Annotated in this window: 17 protein-coding genes and 2 pseudogenes; 2 read left to right on the plus strand and 17 right to left on the minus strand. The window is 36.6% G+C overall.

Annotation, left to right across the window (positions count from 1 at the left end):
- Positions 1-123: 123 nt before the first annotated feature.
- The 9 genes and pseudogenes from MRBLBA3_RS18360 to MRBLBA3_RS18400 form a co-directional block, all read right to left on the minus strand.
- Positions 124-450: a nucleoside triphosphate pyrophosphohydrolase gene (locus MRBLBA3_RS18360; protein WP_363382805.1), complete on the minus strand. Its 327-nt coding sequence runs from the start codon at positions 448-450 to the stop codon at positions 124-126.
- A 52-nt stretch (positions 451-502) separates the two neighbouring features.
- A complete protein-coding gene (locus tag MRBLBA3_RS18365) occupies positions 503-1,246 on the minus strand; it encodes a MerR family transcriptional regulator (RefSeq protein WP_363382808.1) in 744 nt (247 codons plus the stop codon).
- A gap of 8 nt (positions 1,247-1,254) precedes the next feature.
- The gene (locus tag MRBLBA3_RS18370; RefSeq protein ID WP_044738286.1) at positions 1,255-1,506 is read right to left on the minus strand and encodes a hypothetical protein; all 252 of its coding nucleotides are present in this window, start codon (positions 1,504-1,506) and stop codon (positions 1,255-1,257) included.
- Between the two features lie 3 nt (positions 1,507-1,509).
- Positions 1,510-1,847 (minus strand): annotated as a pseudogene (locus MRBLBA3_RS18375) (DUF4870 domain-containing protein).
- 350 nt (positions 1,848-2,197) lie between these two features.
- Positions 2,198-4,642, minus strand: a complete 2,445-nt coding sequence (locus tag MRBLBA3_RS18380; RefSeq protein ID WP_363382915.1) for a restriction endonuclease-like protein — start codon at positions 4,640-4,642, stop codon at positions 2,198-2,200.
- Positions 4,617-7,157: an McrB family protein gene (locus MRBLBA3_RS18385; protein WP_363382812.1), complete on the minus strand. Its 2,541-nt coding sequence runs from the start codon at positions 7,155-7,157 to the stop codon at positions 4,617-4,619. Before MRBLBA3_RS18385 ends, MRBLBA3_RS18380 begins: the two co-directional genes overlap by 26 nt.
- A gap of 88 nt (positions 7,158-7,245) precedes the next feature.
- On the minus strand, positions 7,246-8,220 hold the full coding sequence (locus MRBLBA3_RS18390) for a tripartite tricarboxylate transporter substrate binding protein (RefSeq protein ID WP_363382815.1): 975 nt from the start codon (positions 8,218-8,220) through the stop codon (positions 7,246-7,248).
- The gene (locus MRBLBA3_RS18395; protein ID WP_363382818.1) at positions 8,217-8,894 is read right to left on the minus strand and encodes a response regulator; all 678 of its coding nucleotides are present in this window, start codon (positions 8,892-8,894) and stop codon (positions 8,217-8,219) included. The genes MRBLBA3_RS18390 and MRBLBA3_RS18395 overlap by 4 nt, the downstream gene beginning before the upstream one ends.
- 19 nt (positions 8,895-8,913) lie before the next feature.
- Positions 8,914-10,503: a sensor histidine kinase gene (locus tag MRBLBA3_RS18400; RefSeq protein WP_363382821.1), complete on the minus strand. Its 1,590-nt coding sequence runs from the start codon at positions 10,501-10,503 to the stop codon at positions 8,914-8,916.
- A gap of 225 nt (positions 10,504-10,728) precedes the next feature.
- Here MRBLBA3_RS18400 and MRBLBA3_RS18405 point away from each other — a divergent pair, with 225 nt between their 5' ends.
- Both MRBLBA3_RS18405 and blaIII read left to right on the plus strand, forming a co-directional pair.
- The gene (locus MRBLBA3_RS18405; RefSeq protein ID WP_000035845.1) at positions 10,729-12,051 is read left to right on the plus strand and encodes an MFS transporter; all 1,323 of its coding nucleotides are present in this window, start codon (positions 10,729-10,731) and stop codon (positions 12,049-12,051) included.
- A 692-nt stretch (positions 12,052-12,743) separates the two neighbouring features.
- The gene (gene blaIII, locus MRBLBA3_RS18410) at positions 12,744-13,691 is read left to right on the plus strand and encodes a class A beta-lactamase BlaIII (protein WP_363382825.1); all 948 of its coding nucleotides are present in this window, start codon (positions 12,744-12,746) and stop codon (positions 13,689-13,691) included.
- A gap of 217 nt (positions 13,692-13,908) precedes the next feature.
- Here the strand turns inward: blaIII and MRBLBA3_RS18415 are convergent, their stop codons facing one another.
- The 8 genes and pseudogenes from MRBLBA3_RS18415 to MRBLBA3_RS18450 all read right to left on the minus strand — a co-directional run bounded on the left by MRBLBA3_RS18415 (position 13,909) and on the right by MRBLBA3_RS18450 (position 21,269).
- The gene (locus MRBLBA3_RS18415) at positions 13,909-14,067 is read right to left on the minus strand and encodes a hypothetical protein (RefSeq protein WP_002087303.1); all 159 of its coding nucleotides are present in this window, start codon (positions 14,065-14,067) and stop codon (positions 13,909-13,911) included.
- A 150-nt stretch (positions 14,068-14,217) separates the two neighbouring features.
- The gene (locus MRBLBA3_RS18420; RefSeq protein ID WP_002150223.1) at positions 14,218-14,379 is read right to left on the minus strand and encodes a hypothetical protein; all 162 of its coding nucleotides are present in this window, start codon (positions 14,377-14,379) and stop codon (positions 14,218-14,220) included.
- 294 nt (positions 14,380-14,673) lie between these two features.
- A pseudogene (locus MRBLBA3_RS18425) lies at positions 14,674-14,952 on the minus strand (hypothetical protein); the annotation flags it as partial.
- A gap of 787 nt (positions 14,953-15,739) precedes the next feature.
- Positions 15,740-16,711 carry an ABC transporter ATP-binding protein gene (locus MRBLBA3_RS18430; RefSeq protein WP_363382829.1) on the minus strand — a complete coding sequence of 324 codons (972 nt, stop codon included), beginning with the start codon at positions 16,709-16,711 and terminating at the stop codon, positions 15,740-15,742.
- Positions 16,704-17,696, minus strand: coding sequence for an ABC transporter ATP-binding protein (locus MRBLBA3_RS18435; protein WP_363382831.1), 993 nt, complete (start codon positions 17,694-17,696; stop codon positions 16,704-16,706). Before MRBLBA3_RS18435 ends, MRBLBA3_RS18430 begins: the two co-directional genes overlap by 8 nt.
- 27 nt (positions 17,697-17,723) lie before the next feature.
- A complete protein-coding gene (locus tag MRBLBA3_RS18440; protein WP_363382834.1) occupies positions 17,724-18,575 on the minus strand; it encodes an ABC transporter permease in 852 nt (283 codons plus the stop codon).
- Positions 18,576-18,581: 6 nt separating this feature from the next.
- Positions 18,582-19,532: an ABC transporter permease gene (locus tag MRBLBA3_RS18445; protein WP_363382836.1), complete on the minus strand. Its 951-nt coding sequence runs from the start codon at positions 19,530-19,532 to the stop codon at positions 18,582-18,584.
- 147 nt (positions 19,533-19,679) lie between these two features.
- Complete coding sequence (locus tag MRBLBA3_RS18450) at positions 19,680-21,269, minus strand: ABC transporter substrate-binding protein (protein WP_363382839.1); 1,590 nt, start codon at positions 21,267-21,269, stop codon at positions 19,680-19,682.
- Between the last annotated feature and the right edge of the window lie 229 nt (positions 21,270-21,498).

The raw sequence follows: 21,498 nt of genomic DNA on the forward strand, positions 1-21,498 counted from the left end.
TGGCGTGTTATTTCAAAAATTTTTTTCGACTACTACTACGGTGTTTGTTGGTGTTTTTGTTTTGTTGTGTTTTTTCTTAGTGATTTATTACTTGGTAGGGGCTTGCAAGGGGCTTATGAGGGGCTAGTTGTCGGTTACTTCGATTAGGAAGACTCGATTTGAAAAGCCGCCTCGTTCTTCTGCTTTCTTTTTACGGATGCTATTGATTTCGTCTAATGTTGTGCCTTCGTGTTCGGCTAGGGCGTTGATTAATTCTAGGAGGTCGGATAGTTCTTCGAGTTTATGTTCTTTTGTTGTTGCTTCTAGGTATTCGGTTAGTTCTTCTTGTGTTTTTTTGCAGATTTCTTTTATGTATTCGTCTTCATTTAGGATTCTTGTTGTGGGTGTTTTTCCGTTAGCTTTTATGATTTGTGGGATTTTGTTTCGGATTAGTTTGTTGTAGGTTGGCATGGGGGGTTCCCTCCGTTGGTTTTTCTTCTATTATAATGGAAAAGCAGTTTAACTAGGTGTTAAACTGCTGCATTGCTTCTTTTATATAGTTTTCTTCTTCAGTTGTGAAGAGCGTTGGGAATTCGGATAGTGGGAGGTTTGATTTTTGGATTATATCCTCTATATCACTTTGAGGTGTATCAAGATAGTTCGTTACCTCTTCTATTACATTGAGAAATTCCTTCAAGGTAATTTGAACATCTTGATGACTCGGATCCTTCTCTTCTACCTTATACTTTTTCAACTTCCCTATCACATCCATAAAACGCTGATCAAACTCTTCTTTTAATTCCTTATTATTATAAAAAGCTTGAACACTCTCTTTTGAAAAATGTTCCTCTAACCATTCCTTATTTTCTTTCTCCCATATAAAAGTTTGCAGAAAAGAAGAAAACAAAGCAACATCCACTCGTTCTTCCTTTTGAAACTTCTTCGTCATCTCATCCATATGCGAAAGCACCTTCGCAATTCTTTCCTGCTCTGCTAAAAGCAATTCCCTTTGAAAATGCATTTGCCTTAAAAATTCTTCCGTCTCTACATTACGCTGCAATATAATATTTTGAATTTCCCCAAGCGAAAAACCGAGATGCTTAAACGATTGAATTTGCTGCAGCGCATACAAATCATCTTTCGTATATAACCGATGCCCGCCTTCAGTATAATCGCTCGGCTTTAATAAATTAATCTTGTCATAATAACGAAGCGTCCGCACCGTAACATCCCCAACACTTGCAAACTCACTAATCATCCACGCCATATCATCACCTACTCCGCTAACTTCTCTTTCACATACTGAAGCATATGAGAAAAACTCATCTCATTCTGCCTACAATATTGAAACAAACCTACAACAAATAATAAAAAAGGAACATTCCCTCTATAACGATTTTCATACTCACTAATACCATCATAAAAGTACTCATACTTTCTTTTTCGTAAAACAATATAAATCGCAATAAACAACACACCAATCATAATAAAAATTCGCTTTCTCCTTATCTCCACTTCTTTTTTCATCACCTATTCTCCTTCCACAGCGTACTTATCTTCTTTAAATAAAGGAATTCGAATGAAATAACGATATGGCTCGTCGCGTATTACTTTCCATGCAACAATGATCACTTGAACAACCTCTAAGGCAAATACGATCCAAAACAAAACATCACTAATACGCGAACTAATATTAAATAGAAGAAAAATTAACAAATGAAAGTTGAACGCCTTTCGGCAATGATATTTGTACACTTCATTTTTCCGTGCCAGTGTGATGTACATGAGTAGTGGTGAAAAAATTCCTATTGCGGCTGAGAGTAGTAGCATGATGATGGTGTTTCTTTTTCTTTTGTGGTGGTTTTCATGAGTGGTTTTATCCCCCTTTTAATTTGTCTTCTTTAGGTTAGGGGGTGACGTTTGGGGAGGTGCAAGAGGATTATATAGATTAAATTTAGTAACACCAATATAAATAAAATATGACCTTTACCTTGACAGGGTGGAGGTCATCATTTTAATTTTACATCCACTTTATTTACAAATAAAAAGAAGAGCATATACCTCATATGCTCTTCTTCCCATAGCTAACAATACACTTTATCCAACTAATATTTATCTATAATATTTAAATGTTTCTCCACTTCACCTAAAATCATTAGTTCCATGCAAAAATAAATTTGGCCTTTATCCATGACTTAATCACCTTTGTATCTAAGTGCTATTCTTTAACATTTAGCACTTCTAAAACCTCCCTAAACAACACCGATCCTCTCCCAACAACCAACTCCAAAGGAACTTCCTTAACTCGCCCATCTCCCCCCACCATTACAACCTCATTCTCATAATCAACCCAAATCTGAACATCCTGCACATAATAACTCTTAATAGCAGAAGCCTCATCTAAATTGCGATGATCCAACTCAACTTTAACCTGCTTCGTAAAACGGCGTAGTGTTTTCCAAAGAGTTCGTTCTTCTTTTGATTTCATGAAGAGTTCTGGGAGTTCTTGTACTTCTTTTAATAACGACATAGTTGTTATTGTGTATGTTTGAATGCCATATCCTACTGGGCGGATGAGGTGGTCTAGTTTTTTCCATGGTTCTAGTTCGAAATGTACATAATCATCGTTTTGTTGCATTTGAATATGCTTGATTTTGGCAACGTATTGAATTCCACCTTTTTCTCCATGCCATTTTTTCGGTGCATATAATGCTATGTACTTCGCCTCTTGCCATCCTGGTTTTAGCTGTGTGACTAGTAACCGATATAAACCTTCTTTCCTATATGTTTCATAGTCACTTTCAGTTTTCACGCTGCCTACCAATACTTTTTCTTCTATTGAAGAGTGCCATTCTTCTTTTGTACCTCTTGGAAGAATGCCTTCTCTTATAATTTCTTCTGGGCTTTTTTCAATGAGATGATCTAGAAACTGTTCGACTAGTCTTGTTGCGTTTGGTAAGAACGGGAAGCCACCGATATTTACTTTTTCTATACTTTTATAAAATGGATGATTCTCATATGCTTCCTCTTGGTTCCATGGGAATAGTACGTACGCCCCGTAAGCAGTTCGTTCAAATGGTCCTTCTTGTTCTACCACTAGTGCATCTCTGTAACGATGCATTGTGTTAATGTCTTCTTCCATTGGACCAGGGGTGCCATACTTCCTTTTGTAATGAGTTTTTTCAGCAAAATCAATTCGATATTTCGCATCAAAAATGTATTGGTATTGATAGCTCTTTCCCTTTTTCTCAATAGCGAGCATCGTATCTGGCTTTTGTGTAACTGTTGGTAGCCCACTGTTTCTTTTCTGGAAGTAAAGTTCTATTACTTCGTCTGTTTCTGGATGTTTGAACGTTCTTTTTGCATTTTTACTTTCATCTAGCGTTACATATAAACCATCTTGTTTCACTTGAATAACATCTTGATGGAGCGGTATATATTTTTTTGATAGAATTTGTCCGAGTTTTAAATATGTCCAATATTCGTATAACCTTGCGACATCTTTTACCGACATTTTAAAGATTTGTCCCCGTAATGTTAAACCTCGCGATAGCATTAAGAATATTTGATACGCATCTCTATATCCTGCCGCCATTTGGATAACAAGTGAAAAGACTGAGCGATCTAATTTTCCGATTCCTTCCCAAAATGGATCATTCAATTCATTTTTCATTCGATACTTCATATTTTTCACACGTTCTAACAAGTCTTCATCAGTTACACCACGTGTATATCTAGACTTTGGTTCTAGCGCCTTAAGTAAGTCATCTATTTTATGTACGACTCTTTGAATCATCCATTTAACAAATCGATTTTCTAACGTATCATAAGACACTTCCTTATAAGCTGTAATGCCTTTAGTCGGTATACTGTTTTCTCCTTGCAGTAAATGTGGTCGCTTTCGCAAATAGTTCATTCCGACAGAATCCAATTTACGAATTTTTTCTCCTCGTACAAGTTGATGCCTAGTCATAAGCGTATGATGCGGTTGCCTTTTTATATGAGAGATCGACTTCATAAACCGTTCAAAGGAATCATTTAAAATACGATAGAATTCACTCTTCGATGGATTTGTAGCGTAAATTGCAGATGCTCCTAAGTAAGTTCTCTTTAGTAAATGAAACGCTAAATTATAAATTTCATCATTTACTTCATCTAATAAGGCTCTGTAATCATCCTTATAATCAAGTTTTGACGGAAACACTTCAAATATAACGGTTAATAAAGTTTCTTTCTCATCTTTAATTTCAAACCTTGTATTACCTACTTCATTTGGAAATGAAAGATTCCCCATTAACACATGAAGTGACCCCATTTGAATAGAACTAACTTGCTTTCGAAATCCCGGATGTTCATGATAAAAGGAAAGCTGTTGGTTCTTTTTCGGAACAACAACAAGCTGATAACTTCTATTTTCAAAAAAGATTGGCGGATGTTCATTCCATTCATCTAGCCTCTGCAATCTCGCATCAAATACAGAAACGGATTCCGTCTTCCCATCTACATGAAAATACATCATTTCATCCGCGTTCATAGCGTGATATTCTTTTAAACTCTCGTATTTTTCATGATAAGGATTTCCCTTAATCGTCAATGATAGTTCCTCTGTTTCAATCTTAACTAGCTCTATCTCATTATTAGATCCAGAAAGAGGTGAAACCATCATACTCGAACCCCCTTAACATATGAGACAGCTTGTTAGCTGAACGAGGATACTTAGCATATGAAGCGTCATTATTGCCACTATCATATTCTTCATTTGCACATAATACATACAACTGTTTTAATACCTCTTCTGTTCTTCCATCGCTCCCTGCAAGACGCGGTAAAATCTTTTGATATATTTGATAATCAAGCGCTTCATCCAATGATAATAACTTTCCTTGTTCGTTGTATGCCATATAAAAACAAATTTCATCTCGTATACGGTATCCAACTTGAGCACCTACTGATTCAAGTATTTTATTTATTTCTATTAAAATGTTCGATATATTTCTCACAAGATCTTCGTTTTCTTTAAAACATTCCTTTAGATGAAGATACTCAGTTTCTAAAGAGCGATTTGAAGCAATTTCAGCTTCCTTCTCTTCTACATCCATTAAGAAATTAAAATAATCTAAGTTAACTGTATTAAACTCAATTGTATTCGCACGATCTAATACTTTCTTACTCAACGGATGTGTCGTTTCATCCATATTGACAGTTCCAATAATGTATACATTTGATGGAATCGTAATATGCTTATTCGTAATTGATTCTGGAAGAACTGGTGACGTAACAATTTTTCCATCTTTCCATTTACGACTTTCAATTACACTTAAAAAATCACTAAAGTAGTATTCCACTCGAGCTAAATTCATTTCATCCAACACTACAAAATAAGGTCTGTTTGGATTTGCATCTGCATTTTCAAGAACCTTAATTAACGGTCTTTCTTGAAACTCCCCTTGAAGGTTCACATACCCAAGCAAATCAGAACTATCACTCCAATCAGGTCGAACCGGAATAAGCGTAAATTGTCCATTCTCTTCCGTTGCTCCTAAGCTCTCCGCAAACCACTGAACAATTTTCGTTTTCCCTGTACCTGAAATACCTGATAAAATCACAAACGGCTTCGTCTTTAATGAAAGGAAGAAATTAATAAGATCCTTTTTCTCATAAAAGAAACCTTTACTTTGAATATAAGAAGACACATGATCGATAATGGATTGTTGATCTAAATACACTTCTTTCCTCTCATAAATCATTTCATATTTCGTCCCTTCCTCTTTGTAAGCAATAAATCCCTCATAATAACGAAGCATTTCTTCTAGATCTTCTACTAACTCTTTTTCACTTGGCATTTTATTAGCATCGTACGCAATATAAGCCGCTGTTGAATTCGCATATCCTTTTGCTTTTGGGCTTGTCCCTAGGAAGATCTCGTCATCTTTTTTCACCTTTTGAGACATATGTATTTGTTCACGAATCTCTTCTTTAATTTTTTGCATCTCTTCTTTAGTTGTTTCTGTTACACCTTGTCCAATGGTCAAATATAATCGTTGCATATCTTCGCTAAATAAATAGACGATATAATATCCTCTCTGTGTCGATGTTGTAATATCTCTATGCATTAGTGCAATCCACGGAACTGTTGCCCAATTCCCTTTCCCAACCGAGCCTATCACACTGTACTGCTTCTCATTTATAAAAGGTAAACGAATGATCTCTGTTGCCATATCATTTCGGACTGTTAACCCTAATTTGTGTCCTGCTAATTTTTCTGTTTTTGCATCCAAATATTCTTTCATTATCTTTAAAAAGCCTTCACGTAAACTACTACTCATATTACCGCCCTTTTCTTCACTCTTTTTTATGTATTGTTCGGCTGGAATCCATTCAGCATTAATTATTTTCAATTTCTCAGACCACATTAAGAGATTATGCGTACGCTCTTTTGCTAATGATTCTAGCATTAAATTATCCCCTCTAGAGTTCCGGACAATCGTCATCGCTAAATGTACTAAAGCTTCTTTCTTTTCCCTTCTCGAATACTCTCTTAAAAGATTAAGTACAAACATAACAATGCGAAAATATTCCTGCTTTAAAACTAACTTCCGAATAACATCATTCTTATTTTCCGCCTCAATATATTCATTTAATAAAGACGTATTAATATTATGATTATCCTTTAAAAATCCCAGTAATCTTAAATCTTGTCTTCCTTTAGATTTAACCCTATACAAATTACCATTGGTTTGATCACTTAAATTTTTCGGATCGTATGTATTGTTTATTACCTCTTCCAAAAATCCAACAACTTTATGATACTGCTCACATGGCAAATTATCAGTTTGGAATTCTTTAAATGTAATAGCTCCCGATTCCGTTACATCTACAAATGGAAGCTGTGAAAAGAAAGCTACCAAGAAAGCATTCCATTCACTGGCTTGTCCGAAATCCTGACTCTTTACCGTACGCATATCGATAATTTTTTTCCAAACGTTCTTAAGAAGTTCAAAGTTCACTTTGAACTGAGACGATGTTTCCTCTTCCTTTTCATATTGCTCACATGAAAGTTTAGTTTCAACGTATAACCCTTCATCATCCTTATTTATAATCAAATAAGATTTATTACCTTTTATATCTTCAACCTGTTTCTTTGATTTAGCCAATTCAATTATGAGTTGCTCTAACATTTTCATCCCCACCGTTACAATAAATTACAATTACTACTATTTTACCAAACTATGTATAAAAGAAAAATCATACGCCATACCGTATGATTTAATAATTTCTATTATTCCCCACTAACTCCCCATACTCCTGACTACTCTGCTCAAGAAATATCCTACTCTCTCCACTATCCTTATAATAAGAATTCCAACCCCGCTCCCTCAAAATCCCCTTCCAACTATCACTCTCCACCATCCTTTTAATAATACTATTCCAATAAGCCACCTCTTCCTCCGTCATATCTTTCGGGCCCATAATACCTTTCCAATGCTGGAAGATGACGTCGATTCTTTGTTCTTTCCAAGTTGGGATTTCTGGTAGTCGGTCTAGTCGTTTTGGTGCGGATACGGCTAGTATTTTTATTTTGCCGGCTTTGTATTGTTTTTCGGCTTCGGATAGGGTCATGGTTGCGGCGTTGATTTGTTTGTTCGTTAGGGCGTTTATGATTTTTTCTTTGTTTTCGTAGACGAAGAATTCTAGTTCGGCAGGGTTTATGCCGAAGGCTTTACTTACTTGTACGAAGGATAGGTGATCGTCGTTTCCTAGGCCGGGGGCAACGCCGATTTTGAAGTTTTTCTTGTCTTGTTTTAATTGTTCCATTAGTTGGTTTGCGTTTTCTATATTTGAGTCTTTTGATACGACAACGACTTCCCAGTCAGATGCAAGTAGCGCGAGCGGCGTGAAGTCTTTATATGTTAGTTTACTATGGCCTAGTAGGTTGTTCGTTATGAGTAAGCTTGAGTTAATCGCCAGTACGTGACCGCCTTTTTGTTTCGTATATTTCCATCCGACGTCACCGCTGCCACCTACTTTGTTTGTGACAGTGATTGGTTTTGTGAAGATTTTTTCTTCTGTCAGTGTTTTTTGCATCGCTCGTGCTGTTAAGTCCCATCCTGCTCCTTGAACGTTTGGCGCAACAATTTCTACTTCTTCTATGTTCACTTTATTCGTATGCGTTTTTTCTACGGTACAACCAGCTATTACTCCTGTCATGATCCATATACATAGTAATAATCGTTTTTTCATAGCCCTCGTCCTATGCGATATTTTCGTTCTGGTCGTCCGATAATGCCGTATGTGTACTCTACTGTGCATTCGTTTGTCGCTACTAAGTATTCTAAATATCTTCTTGCGGTTGTTCTGGAGGCTCCCATTTGTTCTCCCATTTCTTCTATTGTGATGCCCTCTTCGAACCCCTTTATAATCCCTTTCACTTTTTGAAGTGTTAACGGATCAACACCTGTCGGTAAGTTTTTCATATCTTGCATTTGCGAAGTACCGAAAAAGTTATCGATGAGTGCTTGATTTACTTCATTGTTACTACGTAATAATTGCTTCTTTCTTTTATAGCCTTCAATTGTGCGGACAAATTTTTCTAACGTGACCGGTTTTATAAGGTAGTTGCTTACGCCGTTTCGAATTGCTTTTTCTAACATATGGTTTTCATTCGCCGCTGTAACCATAATGACGTCAACGTTTGGAAAGTCAGCATGGATTTTCGGCAATAAGTCTGTACCAATTCCATCTGGTAAATAATTATCTAATAGAAGTAAATCGATTTCTTCTTTTTGTAGTAGTTCCATCGTTTCTTTTGCGTTCAATGCTTTTCCAATCACTTTTACGTCCTTTATTTTTGATAAAAATCCCTCTTGAATTTGCGCTACGCGGAAATCATCTTCTGCAATTGCAACCTTCAACATATGCCCATCCCCCTGTTTGTCATGTACTTTCTCTCAATGTTTTCGGAAGGTAAATTGTAAAAATAGCTCCCCCATTTTTCTCGTTTTGAATTTCAATTGTTCCTTGTAGTAGACCTACCATTTCTTTCACGTTTGCCAGCCCGTAACCACGATCATTTCCTTTCGTTGAAAATCCTTTTTGAAAAATGGTCGTGATTTTTTCTGTCGGTACTCCCGCTCCACTATCTATCACTTCAAACACAATATCGTGTCCAATATCCGTAACAAAGAAGGAAACACTCTTTCCCTCTCGTTCACTCACCGCATCAAATGCATTGTCGATTATGTTTCCAAGGATCGTAATAAGGTGCGAAACTTTTATATGGTCTGGTAACGGTTGAAGCGCACTATCTCCTTCAATATGAAAATCAATTTTCTTCTCAGATGCTGTTCCGATTTTCCCTAATAAAATAGCTTGTACTTTCGCATCATGAATTTGATGGAATAAAATATGGTTTTGGCTTTGATGAATATTAGATTCTTGTTGAATAAATTCAATCGCTTCTTTGTAATGTCCTAACTGAAGTAGTCCTGATAAGACGAAAAGCTTATTTGTAAATTCATGTGTTTGAGCACGTAAGTCCTCTGAATACTTTCTTACTTCAGATATTGTATTCACTAAGTTTTGCAATTCTGTTTTATCTCTAAAACTACATACAACGCCTACTGTACTGTTATTTTCGAGTATCGGTGTCATGTTTAAAATAAACACTTTATCTTGAAACGCGATTTCTTGATCGTTTTCTAGCACTCTTTCCATATTAAAATTCGGTAAAACTCTTGAAATGTGCTGCTGCATATAATCATCACTTACATGCAGCATTTCTTCTGCCGACGTGTTCATCATCGTAATAAAACCATTTTGATCAATAGCGATAATCCCTTCTTTTATGGATAGTAGTATCGCACTTCGTTCCCTGTATAACGCTGCGATTTCATTCGGTTCCAGACCGAGTGTATCTTTGCGAATACTACGCGCTAAAAGAATGCCACCAACAATTCCAACTAGTAACACCGCTAAGGAAAAGAGGATAATTTCTTTCGTTCTGCTCAGTATGTTAGATTCAATACCCTTTATTAAAAACTCTACTGTCACAACGCCTACGACTTGATCGTAGTCTCCGTTATGAACAATAATGGGTGCCTTCGCCATTAAAGCCGGACCACTTTCACCATTTCCTTCGAGTGTATAATAGCCACCAAAAGTGAGTGCTTCATAGTTATATGGATTGTTACTTTTTGTTCCAATCAACTCCGAATTAGAATGTGAATACATAACGCCATAACGATCTTCCACAATTACATAATCTGCACCAGCTTGCTCACGAACTTGTTCCGCAATGGATTGAATCGTACTTTTATGCTCGTTGTATTGAAAAGCATCTTTTATAGCTGGCATAAAAGACAAAGATTTAGCCGTTTGCAGAGCTAACTGTTCTACTTGGCGCTTCGTATCAACGGACTGAATATAAACAAATATTCCTGCTAACAGGAGAACGACAAATAAAATTAACGTAATAATTAAGCTTACTATTTTCGTTTGTAATGACACTTTGCGTGATTTCTTCATACTCCATATCCTTTGATAAAATATTCAAAACTATCAATCTCCTTTTTCTATTATTATGACAAAACTAATAATGAAGCAACTATTAAAAATCTCCATGTACATAAAGTACAAAAAGAATAAAATTGTCATAATATTGAGATTTAATTCTATAGACAGTACAATTCAACTACAATGAGCACGCTTTCATAATTATCATTTTATTTATAAGCAAGAGGAGGAATTATTATGGCTCAAGCAAAATCAAACCGAGTCGCCGGCAATATCTTTAAAGGTTCCGTCGGCAATTTAATTGAATGGTACGACTGGTACGTTTACTCTGCTTTCGCTGTTTACTTCTCAGCAGAGTTCTTTCCTAAAGGAGATCCAACGAGTCAGTTACTGAACACAGCAGCTATTTTCGCAGTCGGATTTTTAATGCGCCCTATCGGAAGTTTATTAATGGGACGTTATGCGGATCGGCACGGACGCCGAGCAGCATTAACGCTTTCCATTACGGTTATGGCCGGTGGTTCTTTAATTATTGCCTGCACACCTAGTTACGAAAGCATCGGTATTATGGCGCCAATTATTTTAGTTCTTGCTCGTTTACTTCAAGGGTTATCACTTGGCGGAGAGTATGGAACTTCCGCAACATATTTATCTGAGATGGCTAGTAGTGGACGCCGTGGTTTTTATTCAAGTTTTCAATATGTAACGCTCGTTGCTGGACAGATGGTTGCGTTAGGCGTTCAAATTGTTCTTCAGCAATTACTAAGCGAACCAGATATGAAAGCTTGGGGATGGCGTATTCCATTCATTATTGGTGCGATGGGAGCAGTAGCTGTATTATGGCTTCGACGTACAATGGATGAATCAGAGCAGTTCTCAAATATGGAATCGAAAAACCGCGAAAGCGCAGGAACCGTTCGCGCTCTTATGAAACACCCGAAAGCAGTATTAACAGTAGTCGGCCTAACACTAGGAGGCACTGTCGCATTCTATACGTACACAACATACTTACAAAAGTTCATGGTAAACACAGTCGGTCTTCCGAAAGAAGTTGTAAGCTGGATTAACTTTGCCGCACTACTTATATTCGTTGTACTTCAACCAATTGCAGGGCTATTATCCGATAAAATTGGACGGCGCCCACTATTAATGGCTTTCGGTATTCTCGGAACTTTACTAACAGCACCAATCTTCTTCTTTATGGAAAAAACGACAGACCCAATGGTAGCATTCTTACTCATGATGGTCGGTCTCATTATCGTTACTGGTTATACCTCCATTAACGCCATTGTAAAAGCAGAACTATTCCCAACCGAAATTCGCGCACTTGGCGTAGGTTTACCTTATGCACTAACAGTTGCGATATTTGGTGGAACAGCTGAGTTCATCGCATTATGGCTAAAGAGTATTGGGATGGAATCACTATTCTACTTCTACGTAGCTGGATGTATCGCGATAAGTTTTATTACGTATTGGCGTATGGATGAGTCATCGAAGACTTCGCAGATTGAGGCGGAGCTTAGTGGTGGGGATAAACTAGCTAATAATAAATCTAGTTAAAATTACGTATTCTATGTTCTTCGTTTACCTGAACTCGATTTGCTTTATCTAAAAAAGCATAATTCATTAATATACAATTTAAAAACCTCTACTTATATGTAGAGGTTTTTGTATGACGAAAAAACACGTAGTTCCATTGTTATTTTACAAACCCAAAATTCTTCCTCATCTTAAAGTGGAACAAATTTATTACTTAGAGTGTCTAATAAGTGTATTTCTAATAGTAGTTGTCCAGATTGGATACAACATATCCCGTTTGACATCTATTTTTATGTATTACCCAAAAAAAGAAAGGACTTATTATTCCCGAAAGTAAAAAATATGTATTGTAATACTTTCACAGGTGAGCCATTACAAGTGAAAACAAAAAAGAAATAACCCAAACCGTGACTTATCAATCATATAAAGTGAAACTTTAATCAGTGGGGTTTTGTTCATCCCCCCACTGATTATCAGCCCTCACCAATCGGGCTTTTACGGGCAGCCCGACCCCCACCTAACTTCTTTGCTTCCGCTGAATTTTGAGATGGGGGTCTTACTGCCCGGCAAATAGCGGGATAAACGTTTTGGATGTCCTTTAACCTGTGAAATTTTAGCTGCTTTAGTATTGTTACCCTATGCCATCTTTAATTGCATTGGTATTTAGAATACCTAGACAAAATCCATATATTCTTGAAAGAGGTTGAAAATTTATGTTCGTTTTAAACAAGTTCTTTAACATTTTACATTACAAAAAGATTGTGCCTGTAGTATTACTTTCATGTGTATCACTTATAGGTTGTTCCAATAGTAACACTCAATCTGAACCACCTAAACAAACGAATCAAGCTAATCAAATTAAACAAGAAAATACAGGTAATCAATCTTTCGCTAAACTTGAAAAAGAATATGATGCTAAGCTTGGTATTTATGCACTGGACACAGGTACAAATCAAACTGTTGCTTATCATTCAGATGATCGTTTTGCATTTGCATCTACATCTAAATCATTAGCTGTGGGCGCTCTTTTACGCAAGAACTCATTAGAAGCTCTTGATCAAAGGATTATGTATACTCATGAAGATCTTTCTAATTATAATCCAATTACTGAAAAGCACGTTGATACAGGAATGACGTTAAAAGAACTTGCAGATGCTTCTGTTCGATATAGTGACAGCACAGCACATAATTTGATTCTTAAACAGTTAGGGGGGCCCTCTGAATTTGAAAAAATCTTGAGAGAAATGGGAGATACTGTTACTACTTCAGAACGATTTGAACCTGAATTAAATGAAGTGCATCCAGGAGAAACACATGATACCAGTACACCAGAAGCGATAGCTAAGACACTTCAATCATTTACATTAGGAACTGCACTTCCAACAGAAAAACGTGAACTATTAGTAGATTGGATGAAGAGAAATACAACTGGAGATAAATTGATTCGTGCGGGCGTACCAAAAGGATGGGAAGTAGCTGATAAAACAGGCGCGGGATCTTACGGAACAAGAAATGATATCGCAATTATTTGGCCACCAAATAAAAAGCCGATTGTTCTTGCTATACTTTCTAATCATGATAAAGAAGATGCTAAATACGATGATAAACTTATTGCAGACGCAACCAAAGTCGTGTTAAATACCTTAAAAGCTACGGAATAAATGATAATAGGTTAAAAGTTTTCTATTTTAGGCGGGTGTTTTCATCAACTAAAAATTTAATAGTGTCCCAAAAACGAAATTTGGTGCTAACTTGTAATAAAAAGCTCATTTTTATTGTTTGGGGATAAATCGTTCTTTAAGCTTGATGGCGATTTGGTGCTATCCCTAAAACATCTGGACTTTAATAGCCAACTAAAAAATGCAAACAAAAAGACCTTTAATCAGTCGTTTTGTTTGCATTTCCTTTTTCTAAAACCACAGAAAAGATAAGTACTATAGTTAACACCATAATAAACCTTACCTCACTTCCATCACTTACAAAAAATGAATACAAAGTATAAATTAAAATTAATATTCCATAAATAACTTTGTGCAATGAACTCCCCCCTTTTTGCCGTATATATTTTAGTGTAAAAATTTAATTCAAGCCCTATATCAAAATGAAAATAAAAAGCACCTGTGATATACACAAAGTGCTTTTCTCTTGTCAATTTATCTATTTTCACTATATTTATCTATTTTCTTTTTATAACTCAAATTTCTTCGAATCGTACTTTTCTAGAGTTTGCTGCAATTCATTTTGTTCATATGGAATATGTTTATCTGTCTGTACATCTTCAACATTTTCTCCACCCGTTAATAATCTCCTGTACTTAAAAGAGTGCCCTGTTAATACTGTTGTAATCATTTTGTATTGCCCTCCTTTTGTTTGATTACTTGTATCATAAAACAAGTATCTGAAGTTGATATGTAGTTTATCTAGAGTGTATGTAAATTTAAAAAATCTCTAATAAAATGTTTATGTTGTAACGTTACCACCAAAACTAGTGCTTCAAACACCATAATTTGAAGAGACAGTAACCCATATTCTAGTTTGAATTCCCACTACAGTTCTATATTGAGTAAAACCAGTGGATCCCTATAATATAAAAAGAGCACCACTTTTTGGATGCTCTTCGTTATAACTATATATTATTTAATTTCCTTCTTTTGTTGGTACCATTTTTCCTTCTTGAGAACCTGTACCTTCTGTTCTTTCAACAGTTTTTGCATGTTCTTTAAAAGTTGCTGGCACTGCATCTTTAGGTAAATCAAAGTTTTGTGAGAAAGACGTTGTTCCATCTGCACTTTGTGTAATTACTTGATTTGAACTATCTTCATTTGACTTTAAATTGTCCATTTTCGCATCATCTGCACCTACTGCACCTCCCGCTACCAATCCTGTACTTAAAAGTGCTCCTGCTAATAATGTTTTAATCATTTTTCATTACCTCCTGTTTATTTGTAATATTCATCAAAAAAGTATCTAGAGTTAATGTTTTAGTCATTATCTTTATCTACTTGCTTTTTGATTACATTTAGCATAAGACAAGAATCTATAGTTGATATGGACTGTATCTGGAGATTATGTAAAGAAAAATAGATGATCAATTGTATATCCTAATGGATGCTTAGACAAGATTGAAACTTTATATGAGTTTGAACAATTGAGTTCCCCTTTGTTTTTGGGTGTGAGGTTTTTAGCTGGAGTGGAGTGAGGGACTAACCTTTTCTAATTTGAAAGCAAACTTTTTATTATTAGTTTACATTCAAAACCCTGTAAATAAAGATGCTAAAAATCCGTGAACAAAAACCACATCTCATTGATGTCCACCCCATCAGAAGTATGGAAGGGAATTAAATATAATCCTCCCCTGTCTTTATGCATTAAGATAGAAAAAATTATAAAGTGAAACTTTAATCAGTGGGGGTTTTGTTCATCTCCCACTGATTATTAGTTGAACCAATCGGGCGTTTACGGGCAGTCGATCTCCCACCTGAATTTTGAGGTGGGAGTTTTACTGCCCGTTAATGCGGGATAAATATAGACTTAAATATTTTTTTGAAAGGATATTGTTTAACAAACATAAAAAAGAGCTAAGGCTGTATGAGAACCTTAGCTCTTTTTTATGTTTATTGTTTATTATATAAAGTATTTAACGCTACAAGCCATACCAGCTATCATATTACCAACTGAAATACCACCAGGTTCCCCCGATGCGCTCCTTCTAAAACAAATGACAAGCCACCTCATGCCCCTTCGCAATCTCAACCATCTTCGGTACTTCCTGCGCGCATTTTTCAGTGGCGAATTTACATCGCGTTCTGAATTTGCAGCCGGATGGTGAGTTTAGTGGGCTTGGTACTTCTCCCTCTAGGATGATCCGTTCTTTGCCTGTGTTTGTTGGATCTGGTTCTGGCATGGATGAGAGTAGTGCTTGTGTGTATGGATGTGCCGGTTTTGTGTATAGGTCTTTGCTGTCGGCAATTTCTACTATGTTTCCTAAGTACATGACTCCGATTCTATCTGATATGTGTCTTACCATGGATAGGTCATGTGCAATGAATAAGTATGTGACGCCTGTTTCTTCTTGAATGTCTTGCAGCATGTTTACGACTTGTGCCTGAACTGAGACATCTAGTGCTGAGATTGGTTCGTCACATAGGATGAAGTCAGGTTTTACAGATAGTGCGCGCGCGATGCTGATGCGCTGTCTTTGGCCTCCGCTAAATTCGTGCGGGTAGCGATATAGATGTTCTTCTTTTAAGCCTACTTTTTTGAGAAGGTCTAGAATAATTTCTTTTCTTTCTTCCGCTGTGTAAGATCCGTGAATGTTCATCGGTTCGCTAATAATTTGGAATACGTTCATTGTCGGGTTTAATGATGCGTATGGGTCTTGGAAAATGATTTGCATTCTTTTTCTATATTCTTTTAGTTCACTTTCTTTTAGATCTGCGATATCTTTTCCGTCGAATAGGATGTTACCTGAAGTGACATCGTGTAAACGAATGATACTTCTTCCTGTCGTTGATTTTCCGCAGCCAGACTCCCCTACCAGTCCGAATGTTTCACCCTTTTTAATTGTGAAGCTTAGGTCGTCGACTGCTTTTAATTGCTCTGTTTTTCTGCCGAATAGTCCTTTTTTAATAGGAAAATACTTTTTTAAGTTCCGAACTTCAATTAAGTTTTCTTCATGCATGGGAATCACCTACCGCCCTATCGTTTAGCCAGCACATAGAGCGTCTTCCGTTTCCGATTTCAAAATATGGTGGACGTTCTGTTTCACAAATGTCCATTTTATGTGGGCAACGCTCTGCGAATGGGCAACCTTTCGGCGGGTGTAGTAAGTTTGGCGTTACACCTTGAATTGGCGCTAGTCTTTCTTTTACGCCGTTCGATATTTTTGGCAGAGAGTTTAATAGCCCTTTCGTATACGGATGATTCGGCGATTGGAAAATATCAAGTACATGCCCTTCTTCCATAATAAGCCCGCCGTACATAACGATGACGCGTGTACAGTTTTGCGCAACAATTCCAAGATCATGTGTAATAAGAAGTAACGACATATTCGTTTCGTTTTTTAAGTTTTTCATTAAGTCTAGTATTTGCGCTTGTATCGTTACATCAAGTGCTGTCGTCGGTTCGTCCGCAATGAGAAGGTCTGGGTTACAAGACATCGCCATCGCAATCATAACCCGTTGTTTCATTCCGCCGCTTAGTTCATGCGGATATTGTTTTACTCTTTCTTCCGGTGAAGACAGACCAACTTGTTTTAGTAAGTTGACCGCGATATTTTGTGCTTCTTTCTTTTTCACTTTTTGATGCCGAATAATTACTTCCGTCATTTGCTTTCCAATTTTCACAACCGGGTTTAATGCCGACATTGGATCTTGAGAGATAAGTGAAATTTGATTTCCTCTAATAGAGCGTAATTCTTTCTCCGATTTAGAAAGTACGTTTTCATTTTGAAAAAGAATCTCTCCTTCTTTCACTTTCCCTGGCGACGTAACGAGGGCCATAACGGATTTCGCCATAACACTCTTTCCGCTTCCCGATTCACCAACAATCCCAACGACTTCACCCTTTTTCAGACTAAATGAAACGCCGCGAACCGCTTCTACTTCGCCGTCTTCTATGAAAAAAGAAGTCTTTAAGTTTTTTACTTCTAATAGTTTTTCAGACACGCTTTTCACTCCCCCTCACTTAAAGCATTAGTTCTCATGATGAGCCCCTTTTGGTGCGAAAGCTTTTTTCAACGCTTCACCGATTACGTTAAAACTTAGTACTGTTAATAAAATAAGGAACCCTGGGAAGAGTGTTAAATACCAAGCTTCACCTATGTATCCTTGCGCATTATTTAGCATGCTGCCCCAAGAAGAATCTGGTTCTCTAATACCTAAACCTAAGAAGCTAAGTGATGATTCCATTAAAATCGATGTCGCAATTGTTAATGTCGCTGCGATTATAATGGTCGATAAAATGTTAGGAATGATGTGTCTTACAATAATCATCAATGATTTTTGTCCAGATACTTTTGCATATAAAACGTACTCACGCTCTTTTACAGATAACGTTTCTGCCCTTACGATACGCGCGGTGTCCATCCACGTTAATAATCCGATAATAAGAACAAGCGTTGTAATTCCTGGTTTTAAATATGCATTTAATAGTAGCATTAAAAAGAATGACGGAATCGACATAAGAACCTCGACAATCCGCATTAAGAAGTTATCTAACTTTCCGCCAAAATATCCGCTAATTGTTCCTACTGCGGTGCCGATTGTAATAGAAACAACCATCGCTAGAAAACCAACCGCAAGCGAAACTCTTCCGCCATATAACGCTCTCGTTAAGTAATCCCTTCCGTAATCATCCGTGCCGAACGGATGACTTAAACTCGGCTCTTGTAAACGATCTGGAATCGACATTTTGCTAGGATCATACGGTGATACGAATGCGAAAAGAGACGCTATTGTTAAAACCGCAAGTATAATAACTCCCATTAGTACAAACTTATTTTTCGTAAAATTACTTTTTATCGTTTGAAATCTCCTATTATTCATTCCAAATCACCCCCTCATTCGAATGCGCGGATCTACTACGCCATATAAAATATCAGCAATTAAATTACCGAGAATTAGCATGAACGATGATAATAATGTGATTGCCATAATAATTGGATAATCAAATCTAAAAATAGCATTCACCCCGAGCGAACCAAGTCCCGGCCATGAGAATACGGTTTCCGTAATGAACGCTCCGCCTACTAAACTTGGAATGGATAATCCGAAAATTGTAATGATCGGTATTAATACGTTTCGAAGTACGTGATTAAATAAAACTGTTTTCTTTGAAGCACCGTACGCATATTGAATTTGTACGTAATCTTCTTCTAATTGCTGAATTGTGCTGGAACGAATATATCTCATATAAACAGAGATGTTTTGGAACGCTAGCACCATGCAAGGTAAAATGCCGTGCTGGACAATATCCCAGAAGGAATCTTGACCGACTGTGCGCATACCCATACTCGGAAGAAGGTTCAATTTTAAAGAGAATAGATAGATTAATAGTAACGCGAACCAAAAGACTGGCATTGAGATTCCCACATAGGAGATAAAGTTCACAATGCGATCAAAAATAGAATTCTTTTTCACCCCTGTAAATAGTCCAAGTGGTATTGCGATTACAAATGAGACGAGTAAAGATGATCCCATTAACCCGATTGTTGCGGGTAATCTTTCTGTAATAAGTTCTAAAACAGGGCGATGGTTTTGAAGTGAGTATCCAAAGTTTCCTGTTAAAATATTTTTTAGCCATAAAAGATATTGCACGTAAATTGGTTGATCTAGCCCTAAACTTTTGCGAATACGCTCGACATCAATTGGACTCATATTCGGCGTTACAAAGTTTCGAACGGGATCGCCCGGCGCTAGTTTTATTAATAGAAAAGAAATAATAGAAATAACAAATAAAAGCGGAATTGCATTTAATATCCTCTTTGCAATTACTTTATACACAAACTTCCCCCCTCAAGATAAAGTGAAACTTTAATCAGTAGGACTTCCACCTAATTTCCTCGCATTCGCCGAGTTTTGAGGTGGGAGTCTTACTGCCCATTAAAGCGGGATAAAGAAGCTGATTTCCACCAGCTTCTTTACTGTTTCTTATTTCACTTCATAGATTTTCGATAGATCTTCAAACATTGTGACAGGAATTGCTTTTGCTTCTTTTAATCCATCAAACTTTTTATCTACTGCAATAACTGCTTTCGGATATGCGATTGGTAGATAAGGTAAGTCTTCTCTAGCTGTCTCTTGGATTTTATGGTATAGCTCTGCGCGTTTCGTTTTATCTGTTTCAACTGCAGCTTCTTCCCATAATTTATCGAAATCAGCGTTTTTATAACGTGCGTAATTGTATTCAGCATTACTTAAGAATAAGCTCTTATATGAATCTGGCTCAGGTCCCATTATGTAACCACCGAATGTAATGTCATATTCTTTATTTTCTTTATCTAAGCTTTTTTCACTTGCTGCACTAGCATCTAATGCATTCAGTTCAACTTCTAAACCAACTTCTTGTAATTTTTGTTGTGTATAAAGCGCTAAGCTTTCCATAATTTTATTATTCGTTACATACATAACGCGTACTTTTTCTTTATCTTTCACGCCAGCTTTCGCTAATAAATCTTTCGCTTCTTTTTTATCATACTTATAATCTTTAATGTCTTTTGCATAATACATAGCGTCTGGCGTTAAGATTGAATTTGCTGGTTCTGCGAATTGACTAGAAACGAATGCTGAGTTAATCATTTCTTTCTTATCTAACGCATGCGCAATTGCTTGGCGCACTTCTTTTTTCTTCATAAGATCTGTATTTTGGTTATAAGATAAGTAGAATAATCTACCTTCAGGGAATGTCACCATTGAGAAGTTCCCAGTGCTATCTAATTTCTTAAAGTCTTGTGGCTCAATCATCTTCATGTTGATTTGACCATTTTGTAGTGAAACATTTGCTGTATTACGGTCTTTTACAACACGATATACGATAGAGTCTAATTTAGCTTTACCACCGACATAATCATCGAATCGATCTAATGCAACGTACTCATCTGATTTATACTCTTTAAACTTAAATGGACCTGATCCTACAGGTTGTAGATTTTTCTTACTCTTCACTAAATCTGCTTCCCCTTCAAATACATGTTTCGGAATTGGGAAGAAATCATTCATCACACCTTCAAAAGATGCACTTACTTGTGGTAAAACGAATTGAGTCGTTAGCTCATCCACTTTTTTCACCTCAAGCGGCTTTCCTTTAAAAATAAAGTTTTCACGGCTTGAACTATTTTGCTTCTCATCTAAAATAGATTGGAATGTAAATACAATATCGTCTGATGTAATTTTCTTACCATCATGCCATTTCAAATTATCCTTTAGTTTTAAAGTCCATGTTAATTGATCCTCTGAAGGCGTAAAGCTCTCAGCAAGAACAAACTTTTTCTTACCGTCTTCCATATGATACAGCGCTGCATATAAAGCTTGCTGTATCGTTAACGACACACGATCATTCGCATAAAGCGGGTTCATCGTATCTGGATTATCACTAACACCAACTGTTAACGTTCCTCCATCTTTCGGAGTCCCTGATTTACTAGTGTTCGCTTGCTTCGAAGAATCTTTCTCCCCTGAGCAAGCCGCTAATGCAATAAGTAATAGTAGGACAAATGGTAATGCAAACAACTTCTTCTTCATATTTCGACCCCTCTCGACTATTTACACCTATAAGAAAACTCGGAATTAATACCGAGTTTTCTTATAGGTTTTAAATTACCACTACCCGTATGTATTGTCAAACTTTTTCGCAAAGGTAGAAAGTTTGAAATCTATTAATGAATTCTTGCGATAAAATATATTTATGCGGAGGGTAAAATAAAAAGACCACGAATAGGTGGCCTAGCAAAATGAGTTAGAAAACTAATAG

It is taken from the genome of Bacillus sp. LBA3-1-1.1, assembly GCF_040676495.1.
Taxonomy (GTDB): Bacteria; Bacillota; Bacilli; order Bacillales; family Bacillaceae_G; genus Bacillus_A; species Bacillus_A nitratireducens.

What these genes read in the sequence shown, in the direction of transcription:
- MRBLBA3_RS18360 (WP_363382805.1), bottom strand. Translation starts at nt 450, where the DNA reads ATGCCAACCTACAACAAACTAATCCGAAACAAAATCCCACAAATCATA.
- MRBLBA3_RS18365 (WP_363382808.1), bottom strand. Translation starts at nt 1,246, where the DNA reads ATGGCGTGGATGATTAGTGAGTTTGCAAGTGTTGGGGATGTTACGGTG.
- MRBLBA3_RS18370 (WP_044738286.1), bottom strand. Translation starts at nt 1,506, where the DNA reads ATGAAAAAAGAAGTGGAGATAAGGAGAAAGCGAATTTTTATTATGATT.
- MRBLBA3_RS18380 (WP_363382915.1), bottom strand. Translation starts at nt 4,642, where the DNA reads ATGGTTTCACCTCTTTCTGGATCTAATAATGAGATAGAGCTAGTTAAG.
- MRBLBA3_RS18385 (WP_363382812.1), bottom strand. Translation starts at nt 7,157, where the DNA reads ATGTTAGAGCAACTCATAATTGAATTGGCTAAATCAAAGAAACAGGTT.
- MRBLBA3_RS18390 (WP_363382815.1), bottom strand. Translation starts at nt 8,220, where the DNA reads ATGAAAAAACGATTATTACTATGTATATGGATCATGACAGGAGTAATA.
- MRBLBA3_RS18395 (WP_363382818.1), bottom strand. Translation starts at nt 8,894, where the DNA reads ATGTTGAAGGTTGCAATTGCAGAAGATGATTTCCGCGTAGCGCAAATT.
- MRBLBA3_RS18400 (WP_363382821.1), bottom strand. Translation starts at nt 10,503, where the DNA reads ATGAAGAAATCACGCAAAGTGTCATTACAAACGAAAATAGTAAGCTTA.
- MRBLBA3_RS18405 (WP_000035845.1), top strand. Translation starts at nt 10,729, where the DNA reads ATGGCTCAAGCAAAATCAAACCGAGTCGCCGGCAATATCTTTAAAGGT.
- blaIII (WP_363382825.1), top strand. Translation starts at nt 12,744, where the DNA reads ATGTTCGTTTTAAACAAGTTCTTTAACATTTTACATTACAAAAAGATT.
- MRBLBA3_RS18420 (WP_002150223.1), bottom strand. Translation starts at nt 14,379, where the DNA reads ATGATTACAACAGTATTAACAGGGCACTCTTTTAAGTACAGGAGATTA.
- MRBLBA3_RS18430 (WP_363382829.1), bottom strand. Translation starts at nt 16,711, where the DNA reads ATGCATGAAGAAAACTTAATTGAAGTTCGGAACTTAAAAAAGTATTTT.
- MRBLBA3_RS18440 (WP_363382834.1), bottom strand. Translation starts at nt 18,575, where the DNA reads ATGAATAATAGGAGATTTCAAACGATAAAAAGTAATTTTACGAAAAAT.
- MRBLBA3_RS18450 (WP_363382839.1), bottom strand. Translation starts at nt 21,269, where the DNA reads ATGAAGAAGAAGTTGTTTGCATTACCATTTGTCCTACTATTACTTATT.